This is a genomic window from Metabacillus sp. B2-18, assembly GCF_021117275.1.
GTDB lineage: Bacteria > Bacillota > Bacilli > Bacillales > Bacillaceae > Metabacillus.
The window spans coordinates 54,243-76,008 of the sequence record NZ_CP088246.1 but is presented as its reverse complement, the minus strand read 5'-3'; the positions used below and the strand labels follow the sequence as shown (position 1 = coordinate 76,008).

18 protein-coding genes are annotated in these 21,766 nt (G+C 33.5%); 8 read left to right on the top strand and 10 right to left on the bottom strand.

Features of this window, described 5'->3' with window-relative positions:
• Positions 1-707: 707 nt before the first annotated feature.
• Both LPC09_RS25990 and LPC09_RS25985 read right to left on the bottom strand, forming a co-directional pair.
• On the bottom strand, positions 708-3,338 hold the full coding sequence (locus tag LPC09_RS25990) for a heavy metal translocating P-type ATPase (protein WP_098796528.1): 2,631 nt from the start codon (positions 3,336-3,338) through the stop codon (positions 708-710).
• Positions 3,339-3,343: 5 nt separating this feature from the next.
• Positions 3,344-3,682: an ArsR/SmtB family transcription factor gene (locus tag LPC09_RS25985; protein ID WP_098796527.1), complete on the bottom strand. Its 339-nt coding sequence runs from the start codon at positions 3,680-3,682 to the stop codon at positions 3,344-3,346.
• A gap of 1,471 nt (positions 3,683-5,153) precedes the next feature.
• Between LPC09_RS25985 and resB the strand changes: the two genes are divergently transcribed.
• Both resB and ccsB read left to right on the top strand, forming a co-directional pair.
• Positions 5,154-6,788, top strand: a complete 1,635-nt coding sequence (gene resB / locus LPC09_RS25980) for a cytochrome c biogenesis protein ResB (RefSeq protein WP_098796526.1) — start codon at positions 5,154-5,156, stop codon at positions 6,786-6,788.
• 13 nt (positions 6,789-6,801) lie between these two features.
• Positions 6,802-7,977 carry a c-type cytochrome biogenesis protein CcsB gene (gene ccsB / locus LPC09_RS25975; protein WP_231309850.1) on the top strand — a complete coding sequence of 392 codons (1,176 nt, stop codon included), beginning with the start codon at positions 6,802-6,804 and terminating at the stop codon, positions 7,975-7,977.
• Between the two features lie 164 nt (positions 7,978-8,141).
• Here ccsB and LPC09_RS25970 read toward each other — a convergent pair whose 3' ends face one another.
• Positions 8,142-8,522: an ArsR/SmtB family transcription factor gene (locus LPC09_RS25970; protein WP_082138369.1), complete on the bottom strand. Its 381-nt coding sequence runs from the start codon at positions 8,520-8,522 to the stop codon at positions 8,142-8,144.
• Between the two features lie 220 nt (positions 8,523-8,742).
• Here LPC09_RS25970 and LPC09_RS25965 point away from each other — a divergent pair, with 220 nt between their 5' ends.
• From LPC09_RS25965 to LPC09_RS25950, 4 genes are all read left to right on the top strand, one after another.
• Positions 8,743-8,976, top strand: a complete 234-nt coding sequence (locus LPC09_RS25965) for a hypothetical protein (RefSeq protein WP_231309849.1) — start codon at positions 8,743-8,745, stop codon at positions 8,974-8,976.
• Positions 8,957-9,406 carry a class I SAM-dependent methyltransferase gene (locus LPC09_RS25960; protein WP_231309848.1) on the top strand — a complete coding sequence of 150 codons (450 nt, stop codon included), beginning with the start codon at positions 8,957-8,959 and terminating at the stop codon, positions 9,404-9,406. The genes LPC09_RS25965 and LPC09_RS25960 overlap by 20 nt, the downstream gene beginning before the upstream one ends.
• Positions 9,407-9,533: 127 nt before the next feature.
• Positions 9,534-10,910 (top strand): phenylacetate--CoA ligase family protein, encoded by a 1,377-nt coding sequence (locus tag LPC09_RS25955; protein WP_098796763.1) that lies wholly within the window; start codon positions 9,534-9,536, stop codon positions 10,908-10,910.
• Between the two features lie 390 nt (positions 10,911-11,300).
• Complete coding sequence (locus tag LPC09_RS25950) at positions 11,301-11,861, top strand: recombinase family protein (protein WP_098796766.1); 561 nt, start codon at positions 11,301-11,303, stop codon at positions 11,859-11,861.
• 243 nt (positions 11,862-12,104) lie between these two features.
• Here the strand turns inward: LPC09_RS25950 and LPC09_RS25945 are convergent, their stop codons facing one another.
• The 7 genes from LPC09_RS25945 to LPC09_RS25915 form a co-directional block, all read right to left on the bottom strand.
• The gene (locus LPC09_RS25945; RefSeq protein ID WP_098796769.1) at positions 12,105-12,458 is read right to left on the bottom strand and encodes a hypothetical protein; all 354 of its coding nucleotides are present in this window, start codon (positions 12,456-12,458) and stop codon (positions 12,105-12,107) included.
• Between the two features lie 356 nt (positions 12,459-12,814).
• Positions 12,815-13,963 carry a tyrosine recombinase XerS gene (gene xerS / locus LPC09_RS25940; protein ID WP_396653920.1) on the bottom strand — a complete coding sequence of 383 codons (1,149 nt, stop codon included), beginning with the start codon at positions 13,961-13,963 and terminating at the stop codon, positions 12,815-12,817.
• Positions 13,964-14,046: 83 nt separating this feature from the next.
• Positions 14,047-14,451, bottom strand: a complete 405-nt coding sequence (gene hepT / locus LPC09_RS25935; protein WP_098796774.1) for a type VII toxin-antitoxin system HepT family RNase toxin — start codon at positions 14,449-14,451, stop codon at positions 14,047-14,049.
• Positions 14,452-14,540: 89 nt separating this feature from the next.
• Positions 14,541-15,275: a Fic family protein gene (locus tag LPC09_RS25930; RefSeq protein ID WP_098796777.1), complete on the bottom strand. Its 735-nt coding sequence runs from the start codon at positions 15,273-15,275 to the stop codon at positions 14,541-14,543.
• Positions 15,276-15,324: 49 nt separating this feature from the next.
• Entirely contained in the window at positions 15,325-15,471 is a 147-nt protein-coding gene (locus LPC09_RS25925; protein WP_231309847.1) for a hypothetical protein, read from the bottom strand.
• A gap of 443 nt (positions 15,472-15,914) precedes the next feature.
• Positions 15,915-17,957 (bottom strand): tetratricopeptide repeat protein, encoded by a 2,043-nt coding sequence (locus tag LPC09_RS25920; RefSeq protein ID WP_098796780.1) that lies wholly within the window; start codon positions 17,955-17,957, stop codon positions 15,915-15,917.
• A 1,111-nt stretch (positions 17,958-19,068) separates the two neighbouring features.
• Entirely contained in the window at positions 19,069-19,956 is an 888-nt protein-coding gene (locus LPC09_RS25915; protein ID WP_442920052.1) for an AraC family transcriptional regulator, read from the bottom strand.
• A 213-nt stretch (positions 19,957-20,169) separates the two neighbouring features.
• Here LPC09_RS25915 and LPC09_RS25910 point away from each other — a divergent pair, with 213 nt between their 5' ends.
• Positions 20,170-21,150 carry an aldo/keto reductase gene (locus LPC09_RS25910; RefSeq protein WP_098796829.1) on the top strand — a complete coding sequence of 327 codons (981 nt, stop codon included), beginning with the start codon at positions 20,170-20,172 and terminating at the stop codon, positions 21,148-21,150.
• Between the two features lie 433 nt (positions 21,151-21,583).
• Positions 21,584-21,766: a hypothetical protein gene (locus LPC09_RS25905; protein ID WP_141549672.1), complete on the top strand. Its 183-nt coding sequence runs from the start codon at positions 21,584-21,586 to the stop codon at positions 21,764-21,766.

The window sequence follows — 21,766 nt, the reverse complement described above, 5'->3', positions numbered from 1 at the left end:
ATTCAAGAGATAAACGGCCTAAATCGTATTATTTAGGCTAGCTAGTTTTTTCTAGTTAAAGCTTCTGCACAACATAGACATACCTTAGCACATTGTTTTGCACTTTCGCTAATACATTCATAGAGTCCTGCACTAGACATACAAACATCCCCACAAGCTTCACAAAGCTCACCACAAAACTGACTGCCTTTTTGTGCAAAACTTGAGACAATTGTAAAATAATAAAGACAATCTCTTAGTGAACCGAATGAGCTTCTTTAATATTGGTTCCCAACTCGTATAAATATGTCTTTTTGTATACCCCATGCACATTTAAAGCAAACAGCTTCTTGGTAAATTAAAATTTTAACTTTAATCTTGTTTTTCAAAATAAAAAGATGAATGCATATTGTTCTTTGAACTCAACACATTCCTTTAACTCCCAAAAACGCTCCAATAATCAACAAAAGTAAAACATTAATATCTTATTTATAGTCAAATAAAAACCTCCAGCTACTTCAGAATTAGTTGTGCCTCAAGTACCTTATTTTCTCTAAAAATAACCAACAACCATCTTAGTAAATTGATATGAAGTAAATTAAGTTATTGGACAATGATAATAAATGAATATATCCCCAGAAAATCACTTTTCTTAAACAAAAATTAGAAACCTTTAATTTGTATGGTATCTCATTATAAAAAAGATAGGGATTACACTCCCTATCTGGTTATTTCTGTCTTAATAGTCTCATGCTATTTAAAATAACAATCAAAGCTGCTCCTGTATCACTTAGAACCGCCATCCATAGAGTGAGGTACCCAGGGAAGATTAAAAGTAACGCAATAAACTTTGTAAGAAGAGAAAACCATACATTTTGCTTAATAATCGTCAAGGCTTTTCTACTTAGTCGAATCGTATGAGGGAGTTTTTCTAAATTATCGGCCATTAACACAATATCAGCTGTTTCCATGGCAGTATCCGTACCGGCTCCCCCCATAGCTATCCCTAAGTCTGCTGTTGCGAGGGCTGGTGCATCATTAATACCATCACCAACCATGGCTACACGTTTTCCTTCTTGTTGAAGTTTTTGTACAGCCGTTACTTTATCTTCAGGTAACAATTCTGCAAAATAACGATCAACTCCCGTTTGTGAAGCGATTTTTTTCGCAGTTCCTTCATTGTCTCCGGTTAACATCACCATTTCTTTTACGCCAACTTGTTTCAATTTCTCAATGGCTTTAACAGTGATATTTCGAATTGCATCTGAAACGGCAATGACTCCTAAAACTTCTGAACGAGTACCAACAAGAACAAGAGTATTTCCTTCTTGCTGTAATCGTTTAATTTCTTCTTCAATCCCCGTAAGAGATAAATTGAAATCATAGTATAATTTAGGGTTTCCAGCAAAATATTCGGTACCGTTTATAGTCGCTTGGGCACCTTTACCTACGATTGCTCTAAAGGAATCACCTTTCATCACTTGTATATCTTTTTCATCTGCATAAGCTGTTATCGCTTTTGCAATAGGGTGATTCGAATGTTCCTCAATAGTACGGGCAATGGCAAGTAATTCATTTTCACTCCCCTTTAGAGGAATAATTTGTGAAACCCTTGGTTTACCTTCGGTTAAGGTTCCCGTCTTATCGAATGCAATGGCATTAATAGCTCCTGCTTTCTCTAAGAATGTACCACCTTTGATTAAAACACCATTTTTTGCTGCATTTCCAATTGCTGAAACGATAGCTACAGGGGTTGATATCACTAAGGCACATGGACAAGCGACAACCAATAGCGCTAATCCTTTATAAGCCCACTCAGCCCATGTTCCGAAACCTAATAATGGGGGTACTATCATTATGAGTAACGCTAATGCAAAGACAATTGGCGTATAGACGCTTGCAAAACGGTCAACAAAGGCTTGTGTAGGAGCTTTCTTTTCTTGTGCTTCTTCTACAAGGTGAATAATCTTAGCAATAGCTGTATCTTCAACTAATTTCGTTACTTTTACCTCTAGTGAACCACTTTCGTTTACCGTACCGGCAAATACCGAATCACCAACTTCTTTATCAACGGGAATAGACTCACCTGTAATTGGAGCCTGATTAACACTTGAAACACCAGCAATAATATCTCCATCTAACGGAATCTTCTCTCCCGGTTTAACGATGATGATATCATCTACTGATATCTCTTCTACAGGCTTTCTTATCAATTGATCTCCTAGTTTCATCAAGGCTTCAGAAGGTGCAAGATCCATTAAACTACGAATTGATTCTCTTGTTCGCTCAATCGATTTATTTTGGAGTGTATTACCTAATGCAAATAACCATACCACAGTAGCACCTTCAAACCATTCTCCAATAAGTGCTGCTCCAATGGCCGCAACTGACATTAAAACATTCATATCTAACGAAAGACTTTTTATCGCATAAAAGGCACTTCTTGCTGGCTTGTATCCACCAATAACAATAGTTGCTGCGTATAATAGTGTAATTAGCATTGGTGAAACATCAGCATAGGATCCAAAAAAGCCAAATGCTAACAGAAGACCGGAAATGGTCGTTAATGGTGCACCTTTATTACTTTCTTTTTCAGTTGAATTGTTCTTTAAGGTTGGGGATGCTTTGAAACCAGCCCTTTCAACTTCTTTAATAATCTCATTATTATTCGATTCATGAATTATCTGCATTTTTCCAGTTGAAAAGTTTACACTAACTTCTTTAACTGCTGGATTCTTTCTAAGGTGTTTTTCGATTGTTGCTGCGCAAGCACCGCAATCCATTCCTTCTACTTTAAAAATTTGAACGTTATTATTTTTTCGTTGATTTATTTCAGTCTGAAACCCTAACTTTTCTACTTGTTTTTCAATTTTATCGCCTAGAGAAGGGAGGCTAGTTTCTACCTGCATTTTTCCTGCACTATAATTTACTTTAACATTTTCGATTCCCTCAATTTTTGAAAGACTTTTCTCAATCGTTACTGCGCATGACGGGCAATCCATTCCTTTGACTTGGTATTCAAGTTTCTCTAACGATTTTGCAGTTGTAGAAGGTTGTGGATTTTCCTCTGTAGAATAGCATTCTTTATCACTACAGCACGTAGAAGTCTTCATAACTTCGTATTCCTGAATATCAGGTCCTTTTTCATTATTTGGACATTGGTCATCTTTACAACAAGATGACTGAACCACTTCTTCTTTTTCAGCCGATGTAGTTCCATTAATTTCACAAGATCCATCTTTGTAGCATGAATCCTTTTTAGGATTTTCTAAGGTAAGAGGGATGGTAACTTCTTTTGTTTCTGAACATCCATTATCTGAACAACAAATTTTTGATTTTGTAATTTCTTCTTCAGCCATTTCTCTCACCCTTCATCTGATATCCGTGCTGGATTAATTTCACATTGCTCTATATCCTGTTCTACAATGCTCAAGACTTCATCAAACATATTTAACAATTGTTTCATTTTATTATTTCTTAACGAATAGTACATGTATTTACCTTGCTGACGACCAACGATAATACCGCACCCTTTTAAACATGCTAAGTGCTGAGAAACATTAGATTGATTTCCATTAATCTCTTCAACAATTTCGGAAACGGTTTTTTCCTTATCTTTTATGCATTCCAAAATTAGAAGCCTTGTTTTATCAGCAAAACCCCGAATAAATTTGGTTTTCAAATTTATATCAACAGTAGCCATCCTGTACTGCACCTCCATCAAATTAGTTATTAGTAATATAATACTGTGTATTATATATATTAGTGAATACTAATTTGTAAGTCAATCATTGAATTCTTTTTATTCTAAAAAATAACAGTTGAATAATTCATATCTTGTAAATCATGAATACATTATTTTATCCTTAACTTAAGAATCCGTGGAAAATTAAGGGGATAACAAAAAAGAATGTTGCTAGGTAAAAACTTTCTTGGGTCATGATCATACACTTTATTTTGATATTTCCTTACACATTAATTTTTACGCCACATTACAAGTTTCGGAAGGAATTGAAGCTTTAGCTTTAATGTTGAATAGATATCAAAAACTAAAGGAGATACATACGATAATTTAAATATACGTCGCCTTTTCGCATGTAATAGGAGATATGCTAGCTTTATAGGAGCTTTTGATACACCACATATTTGGGAAATCCTAAGCCCTAATGTTAAGTGTTTTGTTGCCTATTTTGTTTTTTATAAGTGCATGGAATGGAAGTAAACGAAGGGCTCATTCAATATAAATTGAAGCGATTCGATATAGTTAATATAAAAGGAAAGTTATTAATTTGAATATAGGTTTAACCGTTATTAATAATATGTATATTTAGGTAATTACTTTTGATTACCTAGCGCATAGCTATAGGTTGAGGATGTAAATCTGAAAAAAGGGGAATATCATTGGCATTAGGATTAAATGTTAACAAAGTGTGTCGGGATAAATGATTGAAAGAGAAAAGTATATATTTTCATTTGACATATATATTAGCAAAGGCTAATATCAAGTGTATATTACCCTTACTTAATTATACCTTTTACAAAGGAATTGAAAGGAGATTTTGATAAAAGTAGAATCCAATTGTAGATCTTACGGGATAGATTCTAATTGTAAAAGTAATTCGTAGTGTAAATCAATCATGAATCATAACAGATGTATATTCTATCGGGACATCGCTTTATTCAAAATCATCCTTCTGAGTTGAATTTTTAGTTAGAATAATAAAAATTTTGAATGCTAGTTGATAGATCTTATAGCGAGCAGGGGATTTTAAAACTTCTCTGCTCCTTTTTGTACGCAATGCATTAATCAGAATTAAAAGCTCTAGATTAAATGTTGTGTTCTAGTACAATTCTGAGAAATAAAAAATGTACTATATCCATCCACTATTTTCCTCGAGTTAACTAGAAATAAGGAGGAAGTGAGATAAGTGCATCTTGAATTCTTTTGTTTAAGGATTACAATGTTAGCTACTGTACTACATAAGTTTTGGCAAGCCCATAGAACATTTAGGTGTGGAAAGCCATTACAGCTGTCTTTCTCACGGGTGGATTTTTGCTAAAAGATTACGATTTCTATTCTTTTACAGCTCGGTATTTTTTAGTATGAAGCGTTACTGTGTATTGCTAGTGTTCTTGCCATTGAATAAAGTAATAAATCGTTAGGAGTTTTTGTGATGAAACATGTAGAATGTGAATGTGGTCATGCCAATCCACATGGAACAGTACTTTGTGAATCATGTGGGAAACAATTTCAGGAGGATACACCAAACAAATCATTTGATATGTGTTATGAAGGAAGTGCAAGGCGGTCACAAACGTATAAAAAGTCAGTTGTCGATAAAATTTGGAACTTTTTCTCATCCGTTAAAGTAGGGGTTTGGATAATTGTTCTTCTTTTAATTGCTTCCGCAATTGGAACAATTTTTCCTCAAGAGATGTATATTCCCCCAACTGTTGTCCCACAAGAGTTTTATAAAGATGAATATGGATTTCTTGGACAAATGTATTATGAATTAGGTTTTCACAATCTGTATGGTTCATGGTGGTATTTTTTATTAATAGCATCTCTTGGAGTTTCACTTGTAATCGCAAGTTTGGATCGGTTTATTCCATTGTATCGCGCTTTAAAAAAACAAGGGATTACACGTCATGAAAGCTTCATGCGCAGACAACGCCTCTTTAGTGAAACAAATGTGGAAGAGAATATTGATGAACAGCTAGATTCCGTAATATCCAAATTGGAGAAAAAACGTTACCGTGTTCGTAAAGAAAATGGAAATATTCTAGCCGAGAAAGATCGGTTTTCACGATGGGGCCCTTATGTAAACCATATCGGACTTATTATCTTCCTAATTGGGGGGATGCTGAGATTTGTTCCAGGAATGTACGTAGATGAAATGCTTTGGATTCGTGACGGTGAAACAGCTATTATTCCAGGAACCAATGGAAAATACTATTTAAGCAGTGACAAGTTTATTATGGAAACCTATCAAAAAGAACAAGAAGATAAAGTTTTCGCAAATACTCTTTCACGAGTTGGAGATGGAAGTATCGTCAAAAACTTTCAAACAAATGTTACTTTGTATGAGCGAAAAGGTGAAATAATTCACGGGGCAGAACCTGAACTTAAGAAAATAAAAGATGAACAAATCAGAGTTAATTACCCCTTAAAACATGATTCATATGCTTTTTATCAAACGTCTTATAAATTAAATGAGCTAAATAAGTTTATTTTTAGTTTAGTAGATAAAGTGACAGAAAAAAGTTTTGGTCAGATAACAGTAGATTTGCTGGAACCAAAGAAGGAGTATGATTTAGGTAATGGGTATAGAGTTAAAATTACAACTTATTTACCTAACTTTTATTTTAATAATGAAGGTATACCTGATACAAAAAACCGAGTTCCCGACAATCCAGCATTTGTATTTAACATGATATCCCCTGAGAATCCACAAGGTGAAAAAAGCTTTGTTGCCATTCAAAAAACAATTGAACCAGACGGGGAAAATCAATTAAAAATGAAATTTGAAGGTGTAGAAACGAAAAACCTGTCAGCCCTTACAGTTCGGAAAGATCATACGTTATGGTTTCTTGGTCTAGGAGGAGCTATTTTCATGATTGGAGTTATTCAAGGTATGTATTGGAATCATAGGCGTATATGGATTAGACGGAATGGTGAAAGCATATTAATTGCGGGACATACAAATAAAAATTGGTACGGAATTCGAAATGAAATGAACAGTTTTTTAAAAGAAACCTGCATTCAAGAACTAACCGATCAAACAAACGAGAAAGTCCAAAATTCGTAAAGGAGGAGAAGATGTGGTATCTCTTAGCAGTAACTTACTGTATGCAGCATTCTTACTATATCTAATTGCAACATTTCTATTTGGAGGAGCCATTCGAGATAAGAGAAAGCAATACGAAAAGCCAAGCAAATGGGCGAAATTCGCAATAACTGTCACCATTTTAGGCTTTATCACTCATCTCGGTTATTTTGTCACAAGATGGATTGCTTCTGGACATGCACCGGTAAGCAATATGTTCGAGTTTATAACGGCATTTTCTATGATGTTTGTATTAGCATTCATCATCCTTTATTTTTTATATAAAGTAGCCATTTTAGGTTTGTTCACTTTACCAATTACATTATTAATTATTGCTTATGCAAGCATGTTCCCAACAGACATTTCTCCTTTAATACCAGCATTGCAAACGGATTGGCTTGCCATCCATGTAACAACAACGGCACTAGGTTCGGCAATTTTAGCCAGTAGTTTCATTGCAGGTGTCATTTATTTACTTCGTTCTGTTGATCAGACGAAACGCTCAAAGGAAACTTTTTGGCTAGAGGTTGTCATGTACACGATTGTGGCAACACTTGCTTTTGTAATTATTACAAGTGTTTTCAGAGGAATGGAGTATGAAGCCGTCTATAAATGGGTTGATAAAAATGATCAAGAGGTTGAAATGACATATAATCTACCTTCAATTGTAGGACCGAATCAAGGTGAATTACTTACAAAAGGTAAAATGGAAGCTCTTGTTGAGGTACCAGCGATCATTGCAGCAGGAAAATTAAACACAGTCATTTGGTCTGTTGTTACTGGTTTATTTTTATACGGGATTCTAAGGCTGATTTTAAGAAAAAGAATTGCTGCAGCGCTTCAGCCATTAACAAAGAATATCAAACTTGATTTGGTTGATGAAATTGGATACAGATCGGTTGCAATAGGTTTTCCGGTATTCACTTTGGGTGCTCTCATTTTTGCGATGATTTGGGCTCAAATTGCGTGGACGCGTTTCTGGGGATGGGATCCTAAGGAGGTATGGGCCTTAATTACATGGTTATTTTATGCTGCTTATTTACACCTCCGCCTATCGAAAGGTTGGCATGGTGAAAAATCAGCATGGCTCGGAGTAATAGGTTTTGGAATTATTATTTTCAACCTAATTTTCGTTAATCTAATTATTGCTGGTCTACACTCTTATGCATAAAGAAATAAATTCTTTTAAAGCTAACTAAAAGTTTATGTGATAAATCTAAATTCATTTTTATCTATGTTATTGGAGGGGAATAATCTTGTAGATCCCCTCCACTTATGTAAATTGAAAGTATTTTTGAAAATGTATTTTAAACATATCCGAATTTCTATTCTTATTCAACTCTCCTTATGATGAAAAGAAAGTAGAACCATCGATTTAAAAATTTCATCATCGATATAGTAAAATGCTAATTTACCTTCCTTTCTATAGTTAGCTACACCTGAGCGTTTTAAAAACCTCAAATGATACGAAGCTGTAGCTATAGAGGACTGAATAATATTAGCCACATCACATACACAAAGTTCCCCTTCTATAGCTAATGAAAGAATAATCTTTAATCGTGTCTCATCAGCAAGAAGTTTAAATTTTTTTGATAGATGAAGTGTACTTTTAGAACTTAACAAATCTTGTAACCTTGATACTTTTATAGGGTCATAACAATAGATCTCACATTCATCTTTTAGAGTATCTTTTATATTTTTATCAACTAATGACAATTTTCCCACCTCATTAAAAATATGTGACTAGCTTATAATGAGCAAGCTTTAATGTCAACATTCAAATATTTACTTGAATAAACAAGCGAAGCGTTTCATATTCTTTTATGTCACAAATCGTAAGATACACGTGTTACTTTATATTAGCTCTTAACAAAAGTCGTTTATAAGTAATCCAAAAATCATCATAAGTTATTATAAATGAAGGGATGCATGTTTAATGGATAAAAACAAGAAAGGTGATTATATCCCTGCACTAAAATATCATTGGATGACTCGATTTTATGATCCGTTAATTCAATGGGGAATGCAAGAAAAAAAGTTTAAAACGCATTTAGTTAAGCAAGCAAACCTCCAACCAAAGGAAACGATAATGGATTTTAGCTTGCGGTACAGGTACGCTGGCACTTTTAATACAGCAATCACAACCTGGTGTGCAAGTAATTGGGGTTGATGCTGATCCTAAAATATTATCAATTGCTAAGGAGAAAATTAAAGAAACTCAAGTTAATAATATTACCTTTGAGGAAGGGTTTTCTGATAAACTTCCCTTTTCCAATAATCTATTTCATCACATATTTACAAGTTTATTTATTCATCATTTAACTCTAGAAATTAAAAAGAAAACATTTGAAGAAGTTTATCGGACACTCAAATCTGGTGGCCAATTACATATTATTGATTTTGAAAAGCCACAAAATTGGTTGATGCGTGTTGCATTTTTTCCTATTCAATTTTTAGATGGGTTTGAAACAACTTCAAATCATGTTAAAGGAATTATCCCTAACCTATTAAAAGAAACAGGATTTGTTTTAATTGAAGAAACTGGACAATTTTCAACTATCATGGGCACACTAAGGGCATATAAAGCTTTAAAGCCATAAGCTGTTTGATTTTTTATCAGACTTCTTTCATATTTAGTACCTGTAATTTTCAAATTTCCATTTTATTGTAAAAAGTAAATAGTTCTGACAATAAAATTTTAAAAACAGAGAGATGGGAATGACATACATGGAGAATATTTCACCTTTAAAAGCAGTTATGGATATCTGGAAGGTTAAACGAGGTAAACCAGAAGACATTCCCTCTCGGCAACAATCTCGTTTAGCTGAACTTATTAGTTTTGCACGATCAAACGCTCCATATTACGCACAAAAATACAGCGAGTTGCCCGAACAGATTACAAGCTTACAACAAATCCCACCAGTCACGAAATCAGAACTCATGGCTAATTTTAATGATTGGGTGACTGACCCAGAAGTAACCATCGAAAGTGTGAAAGAATTTGTATCAGATATGTCATTAGTTGGACAACTTTTTTTAGGACGCTATATGGTATCGACCACTTCAGGGTCAACCGGGGTACCCGGAATCTTTATTCAGGATAAAGGTTCAGATACGATCATGAAAACATTGATGGCGATTCGCGGAACAACAAAATTGAAATGGAGTGACATATTGAAAGTGGCAGCCAAAGGCGGACGAAATGCGGCGGTATGCTCTACAGCTGGGCATTTTACAGCATTCTCCACTGCTGAACGCCTACGTTTAAAACAGACAAACGGAAAAATAAGAGCTTTTTCTATCCAATCTCCCCTATCCAAGCTTGTCAAAGAATTGAATGAGTATCAACCAGCTTTAATTGGAGGGTATGCCACAGCGATGGAAATTCTAGCAGAAGAACAAAAAGCAGGTCGGTTAAATATTCAGCCTGTAGCGATCCTTTTGGGGGGAGAAAAGTTATATCCAAATGTTCGTGAGAAACTAGGATCCGTTTTCCAAGCTCGCGTTCTAGATCTTTACGGCGGTACAGAAGCAACAGCCATGACTTTCGAATGTGAAGAAGGTCAGTTTCATGTAAATACAGATTGGATTATATTTGAACCAGTAGATGAATATTACCAACCTGTGCCACCAGGGAAGCAATCTCATTCGGTTCTAATTACAAATCTAGCCAACAGAATACAGCCTCTTATTCGTTATGAACTAACTGACCGTGTTATCATGTCCCCAGAACCATGCAAATGCGGGAGACCATTCCCGGTCGTTCAAGTCGAAGGGAGAAAGGATGACATTTTCAAATTCTCTAGCTCCAACGGTCAAATCGTTCATGTTCTGCCCTTGGCTCTCAAAACCATTGTGGAGGAAATACTAGGCGTAAGGCGTTTTCAACTAATTCAAACGGCACCAGATAAATTAACAGTACGTTTAGAAGTGGACGAGGGTAATCTTAGAGATCAAGTTTGGGAAAATGTTAGAGAAGCTCTATTAGATTACTTTGCTACCCAGGGACTAACTAACCTTTCAATAGAAAAATCGGAAGAATTGCCACAAAGGCACCTTAAAAGTGGAAAGTACCAGCATGTTTTGATTGATTATCTTAAATAAAACAAATATTAAATAACATTGACGTATATTCTGTACGCTAAGAGATTTCAAATTTGCTTAAAGTATTAAATTCACGTTTTTGCTCTGGACATATAAAGACAAGGCTAATTCACCTTAGTGTTGGAGAAATCAGTCTTATCTTTTCTATTTATTATATAAATCCCAAATAGTACATAAAATAAATATCATAAACATTATTACTTTTAATAATAAGCTTTTTTTGTACTACACGTAACAAAAACGAACATTTTTGTTACGTGTAGTGATGATCAACTTTTAGTCTAGCTAACTCGTTTAATGAGCGTAACAAAAATATGTAACAATATTATTCGTAACAATATTTATCACGAATGGATTTTGGTACAATATTTGATAGAGGAGAGGATGAACATGAAGTTTGGCTATATGCGTGTTTCTACATTTGATCAAAATTTGGATCGCCAAAAGAAACAACTTGAAGAATTTGGGTGTGATCGCATTTTCTTTGAAAAAGTAACCGGTACAAAACGAGAGCGACCGGAGTTGAATCGTATGTTGGAATTTTTGCGAATGAACGATACGGTTGTTGTGACGGATCTGACTCGTCTATCCCGTTCTACGAAAGACCTTATTGAAATTACAGAACTCATCTCACAAAAGGGAGCGCATTTAAAAAGTTTAAAGGAATCCTGGCTTGATACAACAACAGCACATGGGAAAATGTTGTTTACTATCTTTGCAGGTATTGCTCAATTTGAGAGAGATTTAACTTCTGAACGGACAAAAGAAGGGATTCTGGCTGCAAGGAAACGAGGAAAATATCCTGGAAGACCGAAAACCGATGAGGAAAAGGTTAAGTATGCCTTGTATCTTATGGACCAAGGGTTGAGTCGTACTGATGCTGCCGAGAAGGCTGGTATTTCTCGCATGACTTTGTATCGTAAGATGCAAAATAACAATAAAATCGAGTAGCAACCATCGGACAAAGGAATTCTGTCGATCATTTCTCAGATTTACTTTGCCCCTGGTTGCACGAACGCTGGTACTGCCCCAAAGAGCCAAACCCTTGATATCAATGGGTTTGGCTCTTTGACTTACTTCGTATAGTTGACATTATGTTAACTAGTTTTGTATAGAGTATTCATCTGATAAAATAATTCCAGAAATCCCTAGTGTTAAAAAGGGCCAACCTAAATATAAGATTGGCTCTTGTCATTATTTTTTGACTTCTTCATGCTCATATTTTATTAATTTCATTTGTTTAAGTACTTTAGGAAGATTAGTTTCGTTTACTCGTGAAGGTTCAACAGCAAGATATAAAGTGACTTTACCACGAATAGTTCCATCTTTATCCGTAGGAAGTATTGTTGTTTTTAATACATAACTAAATTGCTCTTCTACATCTTTTAGATTTGTTGAAGTCCTTATGTAAACAGGTTTATTACCTTCTGGCATGGAATAACCATTGATTTTCTCATCTTCATAATAATTCTTAATATGGTTCATTATATCTTTATGGTAAAGGTCTAACATGAAATTTCCGAATAATTGGTTATTTGCTTCAACCATTGATGGAAACTCAATATCTTTCACTTTTTTGTTTTTAGTTTTATATTTCTTTTATGTTGTTTTTTAATACACCATATTTATAAAAGTTATGGCTTACTTCCCAAAAATAGAATAGAGTAATCTTCCGCAATAGAATAAGCTTATCTTGAATTTAAAGGTCAATGCTTTTTTACAATAAGGTAATTACGATAATATATCTGGTTTCAAAAAATAAATACACCATCAATGAAACTACTATATTTTATGAAATTACCATATTTTAAAAAGGCCTTATCTTATCTATATAATTTATAATAAAGACAATTGAAGAGCTTAATTATCTGTATCTCGAAAGGATTACCAATCCCCTTTCTAGTTTAAAAAATATCCTTATCAGCGTCTTTTAAACGTTTCCTACGCTCAGATAACGCTTCGGCGGCTTTACGAGCTTTCTCTTGACTGGTATGAACATATAATAATGCCGTAGTTTCAGAAGTGTGTCCAAGCTGCTCCATAACGAGGGAGAGGTCCTTAGTTTCGTCCATTAGATTAGTCGCATATGTATGACGTAATTTATGAGGAGACATGCTGCGTTTTCCTTTATTAAACGCTTTAGTATATTTTCGTACTAGATCTTGAATTGTTCTAACTGTAGCAGGGGAGAAACCTTTATTATATTTTGAGAGAAACAAGTATTCATGCTCTGCATTAGTACCCTTATATCGCTTATTCCTTATATGTAAATATGCCTCTATATCTTCCATAACCTCTGCAAAGACAGTCACAATATCTTTCTTATCACCTTTTCTCATAACAGATATTGTACTCTTTTCAAAGTTAAGATCTCTAATTCTAATTTCAGCAATCTCGTTTACACGTATACCGCTACCTAGAAGAAGGGAGAGGATGGCGTAATCTCTTTCTTTATCTCTTAAAAAATAGGATAGTTGACGATTAGAAAGCCCTTTCTCATAATCATTTTTAACATAATATAGGAAATCAATATCAGAATCGTCCTGAAAGATAGCATCTGCCATTTTATTACTTCGGGAATTTAATGATTCTTTTTCTTTTATGACAGGTATTTTTTGCATAACATTACGATGAAATAGTGGCTCACCATCGTTACCCTCATATTGAGTCGTTAGGTATTTAAAAAGAGAACGTAAAGCTGATTTCTTCCTGTTAATGATAGACTTTGAACGAGTTTTCTTTTCATGCTTAGAAACATTATATTCTTCTTCTTCCAACTTCCTAAAGTATGCTTTCGCTAACTCAAGGGGGAGGGTAGCTAAAATATCATGATGAATGTCGTTTAAATGATCTGCTTCTGAGATTCCTTCCTGTATTAACCATTTAAAAAAATCTTGATAATCTAATAAATAATTTAATAGGGTGGAGGGAGACCGCTTGTTGTCCTCCATAGCAAATATATAATCCTTAACATATTCTGGCATTTGAGAGTATAATGCTTTATATTTTTCTTTGTGTTTTTGATGTTGTCTGGTATTGGCCAATAAAGACATCCTTTCTAATTGGAAATTATGTAGAATTTCGTGTAAAATACAATTTTTACGAGTAGTTGTTTACATAATAAATTTATTGTTAATTAATATAATAGTAGTGATCTTGTATATTCCATAAAGTCTATCAAATGATCTTCAACTAATCTTTGTAAGGTAGATAAATTGGTTTCTTGAAAATCGTAAACAGCAATATTTCTAAAACCCACTAAAAACTTCATTTTTTGAACGATTGAAGAGGGGAGAATATAGGCTGTTTCTAATAATGTAAAAGCATCTAGACTATTTTGCGGCAAACCAATTTTCTTTTCAATAACAATATGCATCGCCAAATCAATACTTGCTTCACACGCACGTTGCAAGTTAAGGATGATAGAGTCTTGCTTAGTGATATTTTGTAGATTTTCGGGATTATTGTCATATTCTTCTTTGACTCGTTTAACACAACGTTCAATAACGTTGATTTTATTTAGAATTACATCATTCTTCATTTAAGATTGACTCACTTTCTAGAACATAGTTACAATTAATTTAATCATTGGAATATAAAGTCATTTAATATAAGGCACATTACGGTGTTTCAGTTTTTGCTAATTGCGCTTAAATATAAATCCAGAGAATCTTCTACTTCTTCAGCAACCAATTGGATAAAATCAGAATAATCCTCTTTTGTATGTGATAAATCAAGTGCCTCATAATATGCTAATCGATTTTTTACTTTTATAACAACTGGTGGATACCCATCCTTCATCAGCTCTAAATTTAACAATAAGCGTGATGTTCTTCCATTTCCATCGATAAATGGATGAATACCAACAAAAATAGCGTGTAACATTGCACCACGTACGACTGGATGAAGTTTAACTCCTTCGTCATGATACCAATTCATCATTTGCATCATTTTTTCAGAAATCAAGTAATGTGCTGGAGGAGTATGTTGTGCACCCGATATGAATACTTGTTGATCACGATAAACCCCAGCATATTCATCATCAATTCCTTTAAGTACTAGCCGATGCAAATTTTTAATTTGCCATTCAGATAAGGGATCACTTTTATGTACAATATCCTCAACATACTGAATAGCATCACGATGGTTTATAACTTCTAGGTGTTCTCGCATAGTTTTTCCACCTACAGTTATTCCTTCTAACACTATTTTCGTTTCATTAATAGTGAGTGTATTACCTTCAATTGCATTTGAATTATAAGTCCATTCAAGCAACATCTTTTCTCTGAGGCCTTTTAATGTGTATTTTGGTAATGGCCGTGCTGTATCTAATGCGGCCTTTTTACGATTGATTTCATCAAACATTGATTATCATCCTTTACATGAACATAATTTTGATAAATTTAAATTATTCTTATTGCTCATCTGGATAGTAAAGGTATTTACGAAGAACAATATCTCGATGCTTTAAGGATTCACCATTAAAACGAAGCCATATTTCATCATCTGCCATTACTCCATGTGTTTTACGAACGATTCCCCAACGGTTATAAATTTTCAACCCGAGGACATTTAATAATTCATCGGTATTGGCCCTAGTAGGGGGAAATACACGCCATTTTAGCCATCTTTCTAGTTCTTCTTTAGTTATGGATCCCTTAGGGTTAGGGGGAAATTGTTTATTAAACCCTTCAATGTAATTAATAACGTATGGTCTGTCACTTCCAGGTGGTTTTAGAACTACTTTTGCAATAAATCATCAAAAAACATTACATCAAACTTCATATAACCGATCAATTTTATCACCTTAAATTTTCTAACATATTTCAAATTCATTTCGGAAAAACTTTCATAAATTGACTTAATTTTATTATAGCAAACATTTGTTTTGTTTTCTATATTCAACTATTCGTAAAATTAGTATTTTACACGAAGTTTGTATAAAAGGAGGAAGATTGTATATAACAATCCTCTTCCTTTTTATGTGAATAATTATGTTGATTTTCAGTGTTCTTTTGTAAATAAAGAAATATTAATATCTTTTAATCCATCGATAACAAACACTTCTTTTGATTCAAAACATTCTAAGTGAATCCGGAATTGTCCGCACTTTTCTAGATTATCCAAAAATGATTCTAACCCACCAGATTTTTCATTTGTAATTCCTGTTATGTGATATTTATTATTAAATGTAATTTCAATTAGTACGTATTTTTCACGTTCTGTCAGGTTTACATCAATGTTATTGTCCATATCAATATACAATTGTTGGTCAAAAAATTGAAATAAGTCGACTGATTTTTTTATTTGTTCAAGTACACTTTTGAATTGTTGTTGATTCTCATATACTTTACCTATAGCTGGATATAAAGCAGATCCAGTATGATCTGAAAGCTCTAAAGCGCCGAGAAAAATAAAATCATTTCTTTTTTGTATTGAAACGGGTAAGCAGGTTTCTTTAACATAAATATTTAATTGATTTTCTCCTGCAAGTTCAATTGTAGTAAGTGATGTTCCATTCTTACCTATATCAATAATACCAACTTTCTTTCCAACAGTATCATTAGAATTGAAAAATTGATCATAATAATGGTAAAAGAAGTTCTTAAAATGAATAATTCCTTCAGAAAGGCATCCTTTCTCAACAAAACTAAGGGAAATTCCGAGGAGGGCTTGATAATTTGCTTTATCCCTTAACAAACATTCTTCAAAATAATGTATTGCATCGTCGTATAACCCTAGAAATCTATATAATTCCCCCTTACGAGCATATGCCTGGTACATATTAGGTTCTATGAGAATTGCTTGATTGACATGATATAAGGACATTTCTAGGTCCATATTTTCAAAATAACAAATACTGATATTTAAGTGAGCTGAAGAAAAACTATTGTTTAATTCAAGACATAATTTATAATTATTAATAGCATTTTGATTATCATTATTAAGCCAAAAGATATGAGCTAAATTGTAATATAATTCAGGGGTTCTTTTGATGGTTAGTGCATATTCTAATTGTTGAACTGCTTCAGTATACCTTTTAAGCGCTCCTAAGGATGTCCCTTTTATGAAATTCGCTGCATAATTTAATGAATTTATTGATAACACACTATTACTATATTTAACAGCTTCTTCAAATTTTTTACACATTTCGTTAAGAGCAGCGCATTGAAGAAATATTTCTTCCTTCGGATAGAATGTCACTAAACTTTTATAGATATCCAGCGCTTCTTTATACTCTCCTTTTTTAATTAACTCATCTGTAAAATTCAGTTTATCTTCTAAAGGTTTTAAGATAGCTTCCTGGGTATCCCCTAAAACTGAAAGTATTTGAGAAGAATTTATTACTTGATTTTGGTAAATTTCTTTTATTATCTTACTAGCTACTGATTGAACTGAATGAACTTGAATTAATCTATCTATATCATTTAAACCAATGTGTCCTCTTTTACTTCTTAAAGTTTGTAACTCTACTTTTAAACTATTTAGAAACTGGTTAATATTAATTGAAATCTGTTGGTTTTCAGCCCATGTCCAAACAGTTGCTAAAAGAATAGCATCAATGGTTTGTTCTGGAAAACATTTATATTCACTATTTATAAAAATATCTTTTTCCTGTTCCAATCCTAAACTAAATATTTTTTCATGAAATTCTAAGGCGATATTTTGTTTAAACGTTTCATCAAAATCTGACTCTATTACGTTGCGATATTGATCTCTTAATTTTATTAACTGATCCAGTTCTTGATTAAAATTTGAGCCAACAATCATTAAGCCATTACTTGGTTCAAGAAATGATTCTTTGAATATTTTCTTCAAATCAGATATAGTTAAATTTTTTTTCTTTACCTGAACAGAAATAAAAGTATTTTCTTGATGAATTACAAAGTCATTAATTGTTTCAATACTTAAGCTTTTTACAGTGTTGCCCCTATTTATGTATTCAAAGAAGCAAATTATTGCAGAAATATCTTGATAGATTAATCCCGAAGAATTATAAGCACCTCCGGATAATTTCTTTCCAAAGTATGGTGGTTTTTCATTCATATTTAGATCACCCTATTAAAAAAATTATTTAATACTTCAAAGAATTAAATTTAAAAAACATCTAATTTGTTTTAGTTTTTTGAGATTAGATATTAGCCACACCCTGCTATACCTTCTTAGCATCACTAATTGCATTAATTTTCTCTTCAACAAGCTTAATCATATATTCATTTATATATATCTGATTCCTTCTCTTCCAATCTGAAATGAAAAAATTAAAAGTCGTGATAAAATACATAGAAAGAAATATACCAACTATAATTAGAGCTATAATTTGATTAGTGATATAAGTTAATAATGGGGACCCATATTCGAATTTACCAGTTTGAGGAGATAATTGAGAGTTGAATAAATAACATAAATTGCCGTTACTAATCATATTATTATTCCTCGTAAACCAAAATAAGATATTTCTTTTTGATGTGCTTCTAGATGCTTCTTAATTACATTATATATTGTTAAAGGTTCTAAACTACCTTTACCAAAATACTTCTCTAAAACTGCTAATTCTTCTTGTGCATTTTCCCTTATATTTTTATATTTTTTTGTCTATTTATTATTTTTTGTAATATGTTCTTATTCATTTTCTCACCATTTTTAAGGAACTTTATCATTTCTTGTTCAAATACAATTTGTTGTTCTAAATTTCTCTGAAGCAATTCTTTATTGATTTCAACAATAATATTCATTCCTGATATAGAAACAACTTGTCCAAAGGGGCTTTCTTTTGTTTTATCAAATAATATCTCTCACCATAATTAAGCATCTTACTACTATGTATATTTTACCATTTATACTCAGGATTTCTAAAAAAATATAGAAAATTTGGTCTTCCTTAATATATATAGTTAAATTAGATTTTTTATAATCTTAAACTCTTCGCTCAAAACTGATATTTTACACGAAGTATTTTAAAAATTAAGAGAGGTTTCCTCCCTCTTCTGTTTTTATCTTTTACCTGTTATTTCCAATTGGACGATTATTTGAAGATAGCATTTTTCAATTGCGTAGTATTCTTGTAATGTGCAGCAATGGAAAACTGTATTAATCATGTCTCTTTCAAACTATAGCACGAATTTCCCTGAATATCCTAAGACAAATTAGCTTGAGCTTATGTCTTGTGGCTCTCTCTCAGTCGGTTTATATCCGCTCTAGGTGAAAAACCGAACATGCGGGAATATTCTCGACTGAATTGCGATTGACTTTCGTAGCCCACCCTGAATGCGACATCAGCTATATCTGATGACTCAGCTAATAATAAACGTCTAGCTTCCTGCAATCTCAATTGTTTTTGAAACTGAATTGGACTCATAGCAGTTACCTCTTTAAAATGCCGATGAAACGAAGCGACACTCATATTTCCTATATCCGCTAGTTCCTCTATTCTTAAGGACTTTTCATAGTTATTTAGGAGATGTTCTATAACGTTTCTAATTCGGATGGCATTGCTGCCTTCTAACGCAATTTGTTCCAGTGCTTCCCCGTGCGGACCTTGTAAAACCCAATAAAGAATTTCTTTCTTAAATAATGGAGCAAGAATCGGGATGTGTTTTGGATTATCTAGTAACCAAGCTAATCTGATGACTGCATCCAACAAAGATGGCACTACTTCGCTTATAAACATTGCTCGTTTCGGATTTTTACTCCTACCTGAATGAATATCTATAGTATCTAATACTTCTAGGATTTCGCTAGGGCTAATCTCAAGTTTTAGAGCTAAATAAGGAGAGTCAGCTGAGGCTTTGATAACTTGCCCTGTAACTGGCAAGTCAATGGATGCCACAATGTAATCCCAAGGACCATACCTAAAATATTCCTCTCCTAACCATACCTCTTTTTCTCCTTGTACGATAATGCAAAAAGAGGGCTCATTAACCCTAGAGATGGGTTCGGTAATAATAGATTCACGGATGAGAAATAAAGATGAAATAGAGGTTTGATGAACACCATCCTGCCATGTGTAACGCTCAATAAGTTTTCGTAGTATTCTGCTTATCAATTTTCTCAGACATATCTTATCTCCTTCTTCGTTCATCTTAGATTGTTTCATTTTACTTGATATTGGTTGAGTGAGGAAGTGATTTGATAGGATTAGGCAAAAACCTGATAGTAATGGGTTTAGGTTTAGTTCCTGATTTGTGACATAATTAGAAGTGCAATATCCTAACTAAAAATAGATATGTGTTAATAAATGAAAGTGAGGATTAAAGAAGTGGAATATGTGAAACTAGGTAATACAGGATTGGATGTATCTAGATTTTGTCTTGGCTGTATGAGTTTTGGTGAAGCAGAAAAATGGATTCATAAATGGGTACTTAATGAAGAGCAAAGTCGCTCTATTATTAAAAAAGCACTTGATCTTGGGATCAATTTCTTTGATACGGCAAATGTATATTCAATGGGAACCAGTGAGGAATTTCTTGGACGAGCTCTAAAGGATTACGCCAATCGTGATGAAGTTGTAATCGCAACAAAGCTACATGGCCGAATGCATGAAGGTCCAAATGGCGCAGGATTATCCCGAAAGGCAATCATGAGTGAAATTGATAAGAGCCTGAAGAGACTGGGAACCGATTATGTAGATCTTTATATTATCCATCGTTGGGATTACAATACCCCTATCGAAGAAACGATGGAAGCATTACATGATGTGGTGAAAGCTGGAAAGGCAAGATATATCGGTGCATCAGCCATGTACGCATGGCAATTCCAAAAGGCATTACATGTAGCTGAAAAAAATGGCTGGACTCGCTTTGTTTCGATGCAGAATCATTACAATCTCATATACCGTGAAGAAGAAAGGGAAATGCTTCCTCTTTGTAAAGAAGAAAAAATTGGGGTGACTCCATATAGTCCGCTTGCATCAGGAAGATTAACCCGTGATTGGTTGGAATCAACTCAACGCTCCGAAACAGACTTCATATTAAAATCTAAATATGATGCGACTGCTGAAGCAGATCGATATGTTGTAGAGAGAGTTGCTGAATTGGCAGAAAAACATGGAGTTCCACGAACTCATATCGCACTGGCTTGGCTACTACAGAAAGAACCAGTAACTGCGCCCATTATAGGTGCAACGAAAATCTCTCATCTCGATGGTGCTGTAGGTTCTTTATCAGTTAAGCTAACTCCTGAAGAAATGACATACTTAGAAGAACCATATGCACCACACCCAATAGTTGGTCATAATTAATCCTTTGTTTATAAATAAAAGATAACCCAATTTTCTTTACAAGGAAGATTGGGTTTTCTTATAATCTTCGAGGAATCTCCACTTGCTCTAACAAAATCACCTAAAAATGAAGATATTTATTGCGAAGTATTTAGTCAATTGTGTACTTATAAGAGTTTCCACAACATGGCCGATTGATGAAAAAAGAGACTTGGATTGAATCCTAGAGTTTCATCCCACTTGATGTGTTAATAACACTTATCTCTCTTTCCTGAAAAAACCGTCTAAATCCCAGTAATTTCAATGGTTTAAGACGTTATTTATACTTAGGTTTAGTTGTGTTACACGAAGTTTATTTAAGAGTTAGAAAATGCTAGCTTCTTTAACTTACTCGGTCACAATCGAAAATCCCCTTCATGCTTATACCTAAACGTTGCGTCAATGATGATACTACATGCGAGCGGATTGGTCTGTTCAACCTATCTCAATAGCTTGTCCAATTGCAACGGTCAGTCAAGTGATGAATGACCGTTGTCAAATCATTGTGGAAAAAACAGGTCTTATTTCTGAATCCTTTGTCTACTTTTCTAGGATATCTTCAGATTTACCGAAGTCTTTATTTAATATCCTATTTTAG

Bases quoted from the DNA above. Each gene is read 5' to 3' on its own strand.
- LPC09_RS25990 (WP_098796528.1), bottom strand. From the start codon at position 3,338: ATGGCTGAAGAAGAAATTACAAAATCAAAAATTTGTTGTTCAGATAAT.
- LPC09_RS25985 (WP_098796527.1), bottom strand. From the start codon at position 3,682: ATGGCTACTGTTGATATAAATTTGAAAACCAAATTTATTCGGGGTTTT.
- resB (WP_098796526.1), top strand. From the start codon at position 5,154: ATGAAACATGTAGAATGTGAATGTGGTCATGCCAATCCACATGGAACA.
- LPC09_RS25965 (WP_231309849.1), top strand. From the start codon at position 8,743: ATGGATAAAAACAAGAAAGGTGATTATATCCCTGCACTAAAATATCAT.
- LPC09_RS25955 (WP_098796763.1), top strand. From the start codon at position 9,534: ATGGAGAATATTTCACCTTTAAAAGCAGTTATGGATATCTGGAAGGTT.
- LPC09_RS25950 (WP_098796766.1), top strand. From the start codon at position 11,301: ATGAAGTTTGGCTATATGCGTGTTTCTACATTTGATCAAAATTTGGAT.
- LPC09_RS25945 (WP_098796769.1), bottom strand. From the start codon at position 12,458: ATGGTTGAAGCAAATAACCAATTATTCGGAAATTTCATGTTAGACCTT.
- xerS (WP_396653920.1), bottom strand. From the start codon at position 13,963: ATGTCTTTATTGGCCAATACCAGACAACATCAAAAACACAAAGAAAAA.
- hepT (WP_098796774.1), bottom strand. From the start codon at position 14,451: ATGAAGAATGATGTAATTCTAAATAAAATCAACGTTATTGAACGTTGT.
- LPC09_RS25930 (WP_098796777.1), bottom strand. From the start codon at position 15,275: ATGTTTGATGAAATCAATCGTAAAAAGGCCGCATTAGATACAGCACGG.
- LPC09_RS25920 (WP_098796780.1), bottom strand. From the start codon at position 17,957: ATGAATGAAAAACCACCATACTTTGGAAAGAAATTATCCGGAGGTGCT.
- LPC09_RS25905 (WP_141549672.1), top strand. From the start codon at position 21,584: ATGCGAGCGGATTGGTCTGTTCAACCTATCTCAATAGCTTGTCCAATT.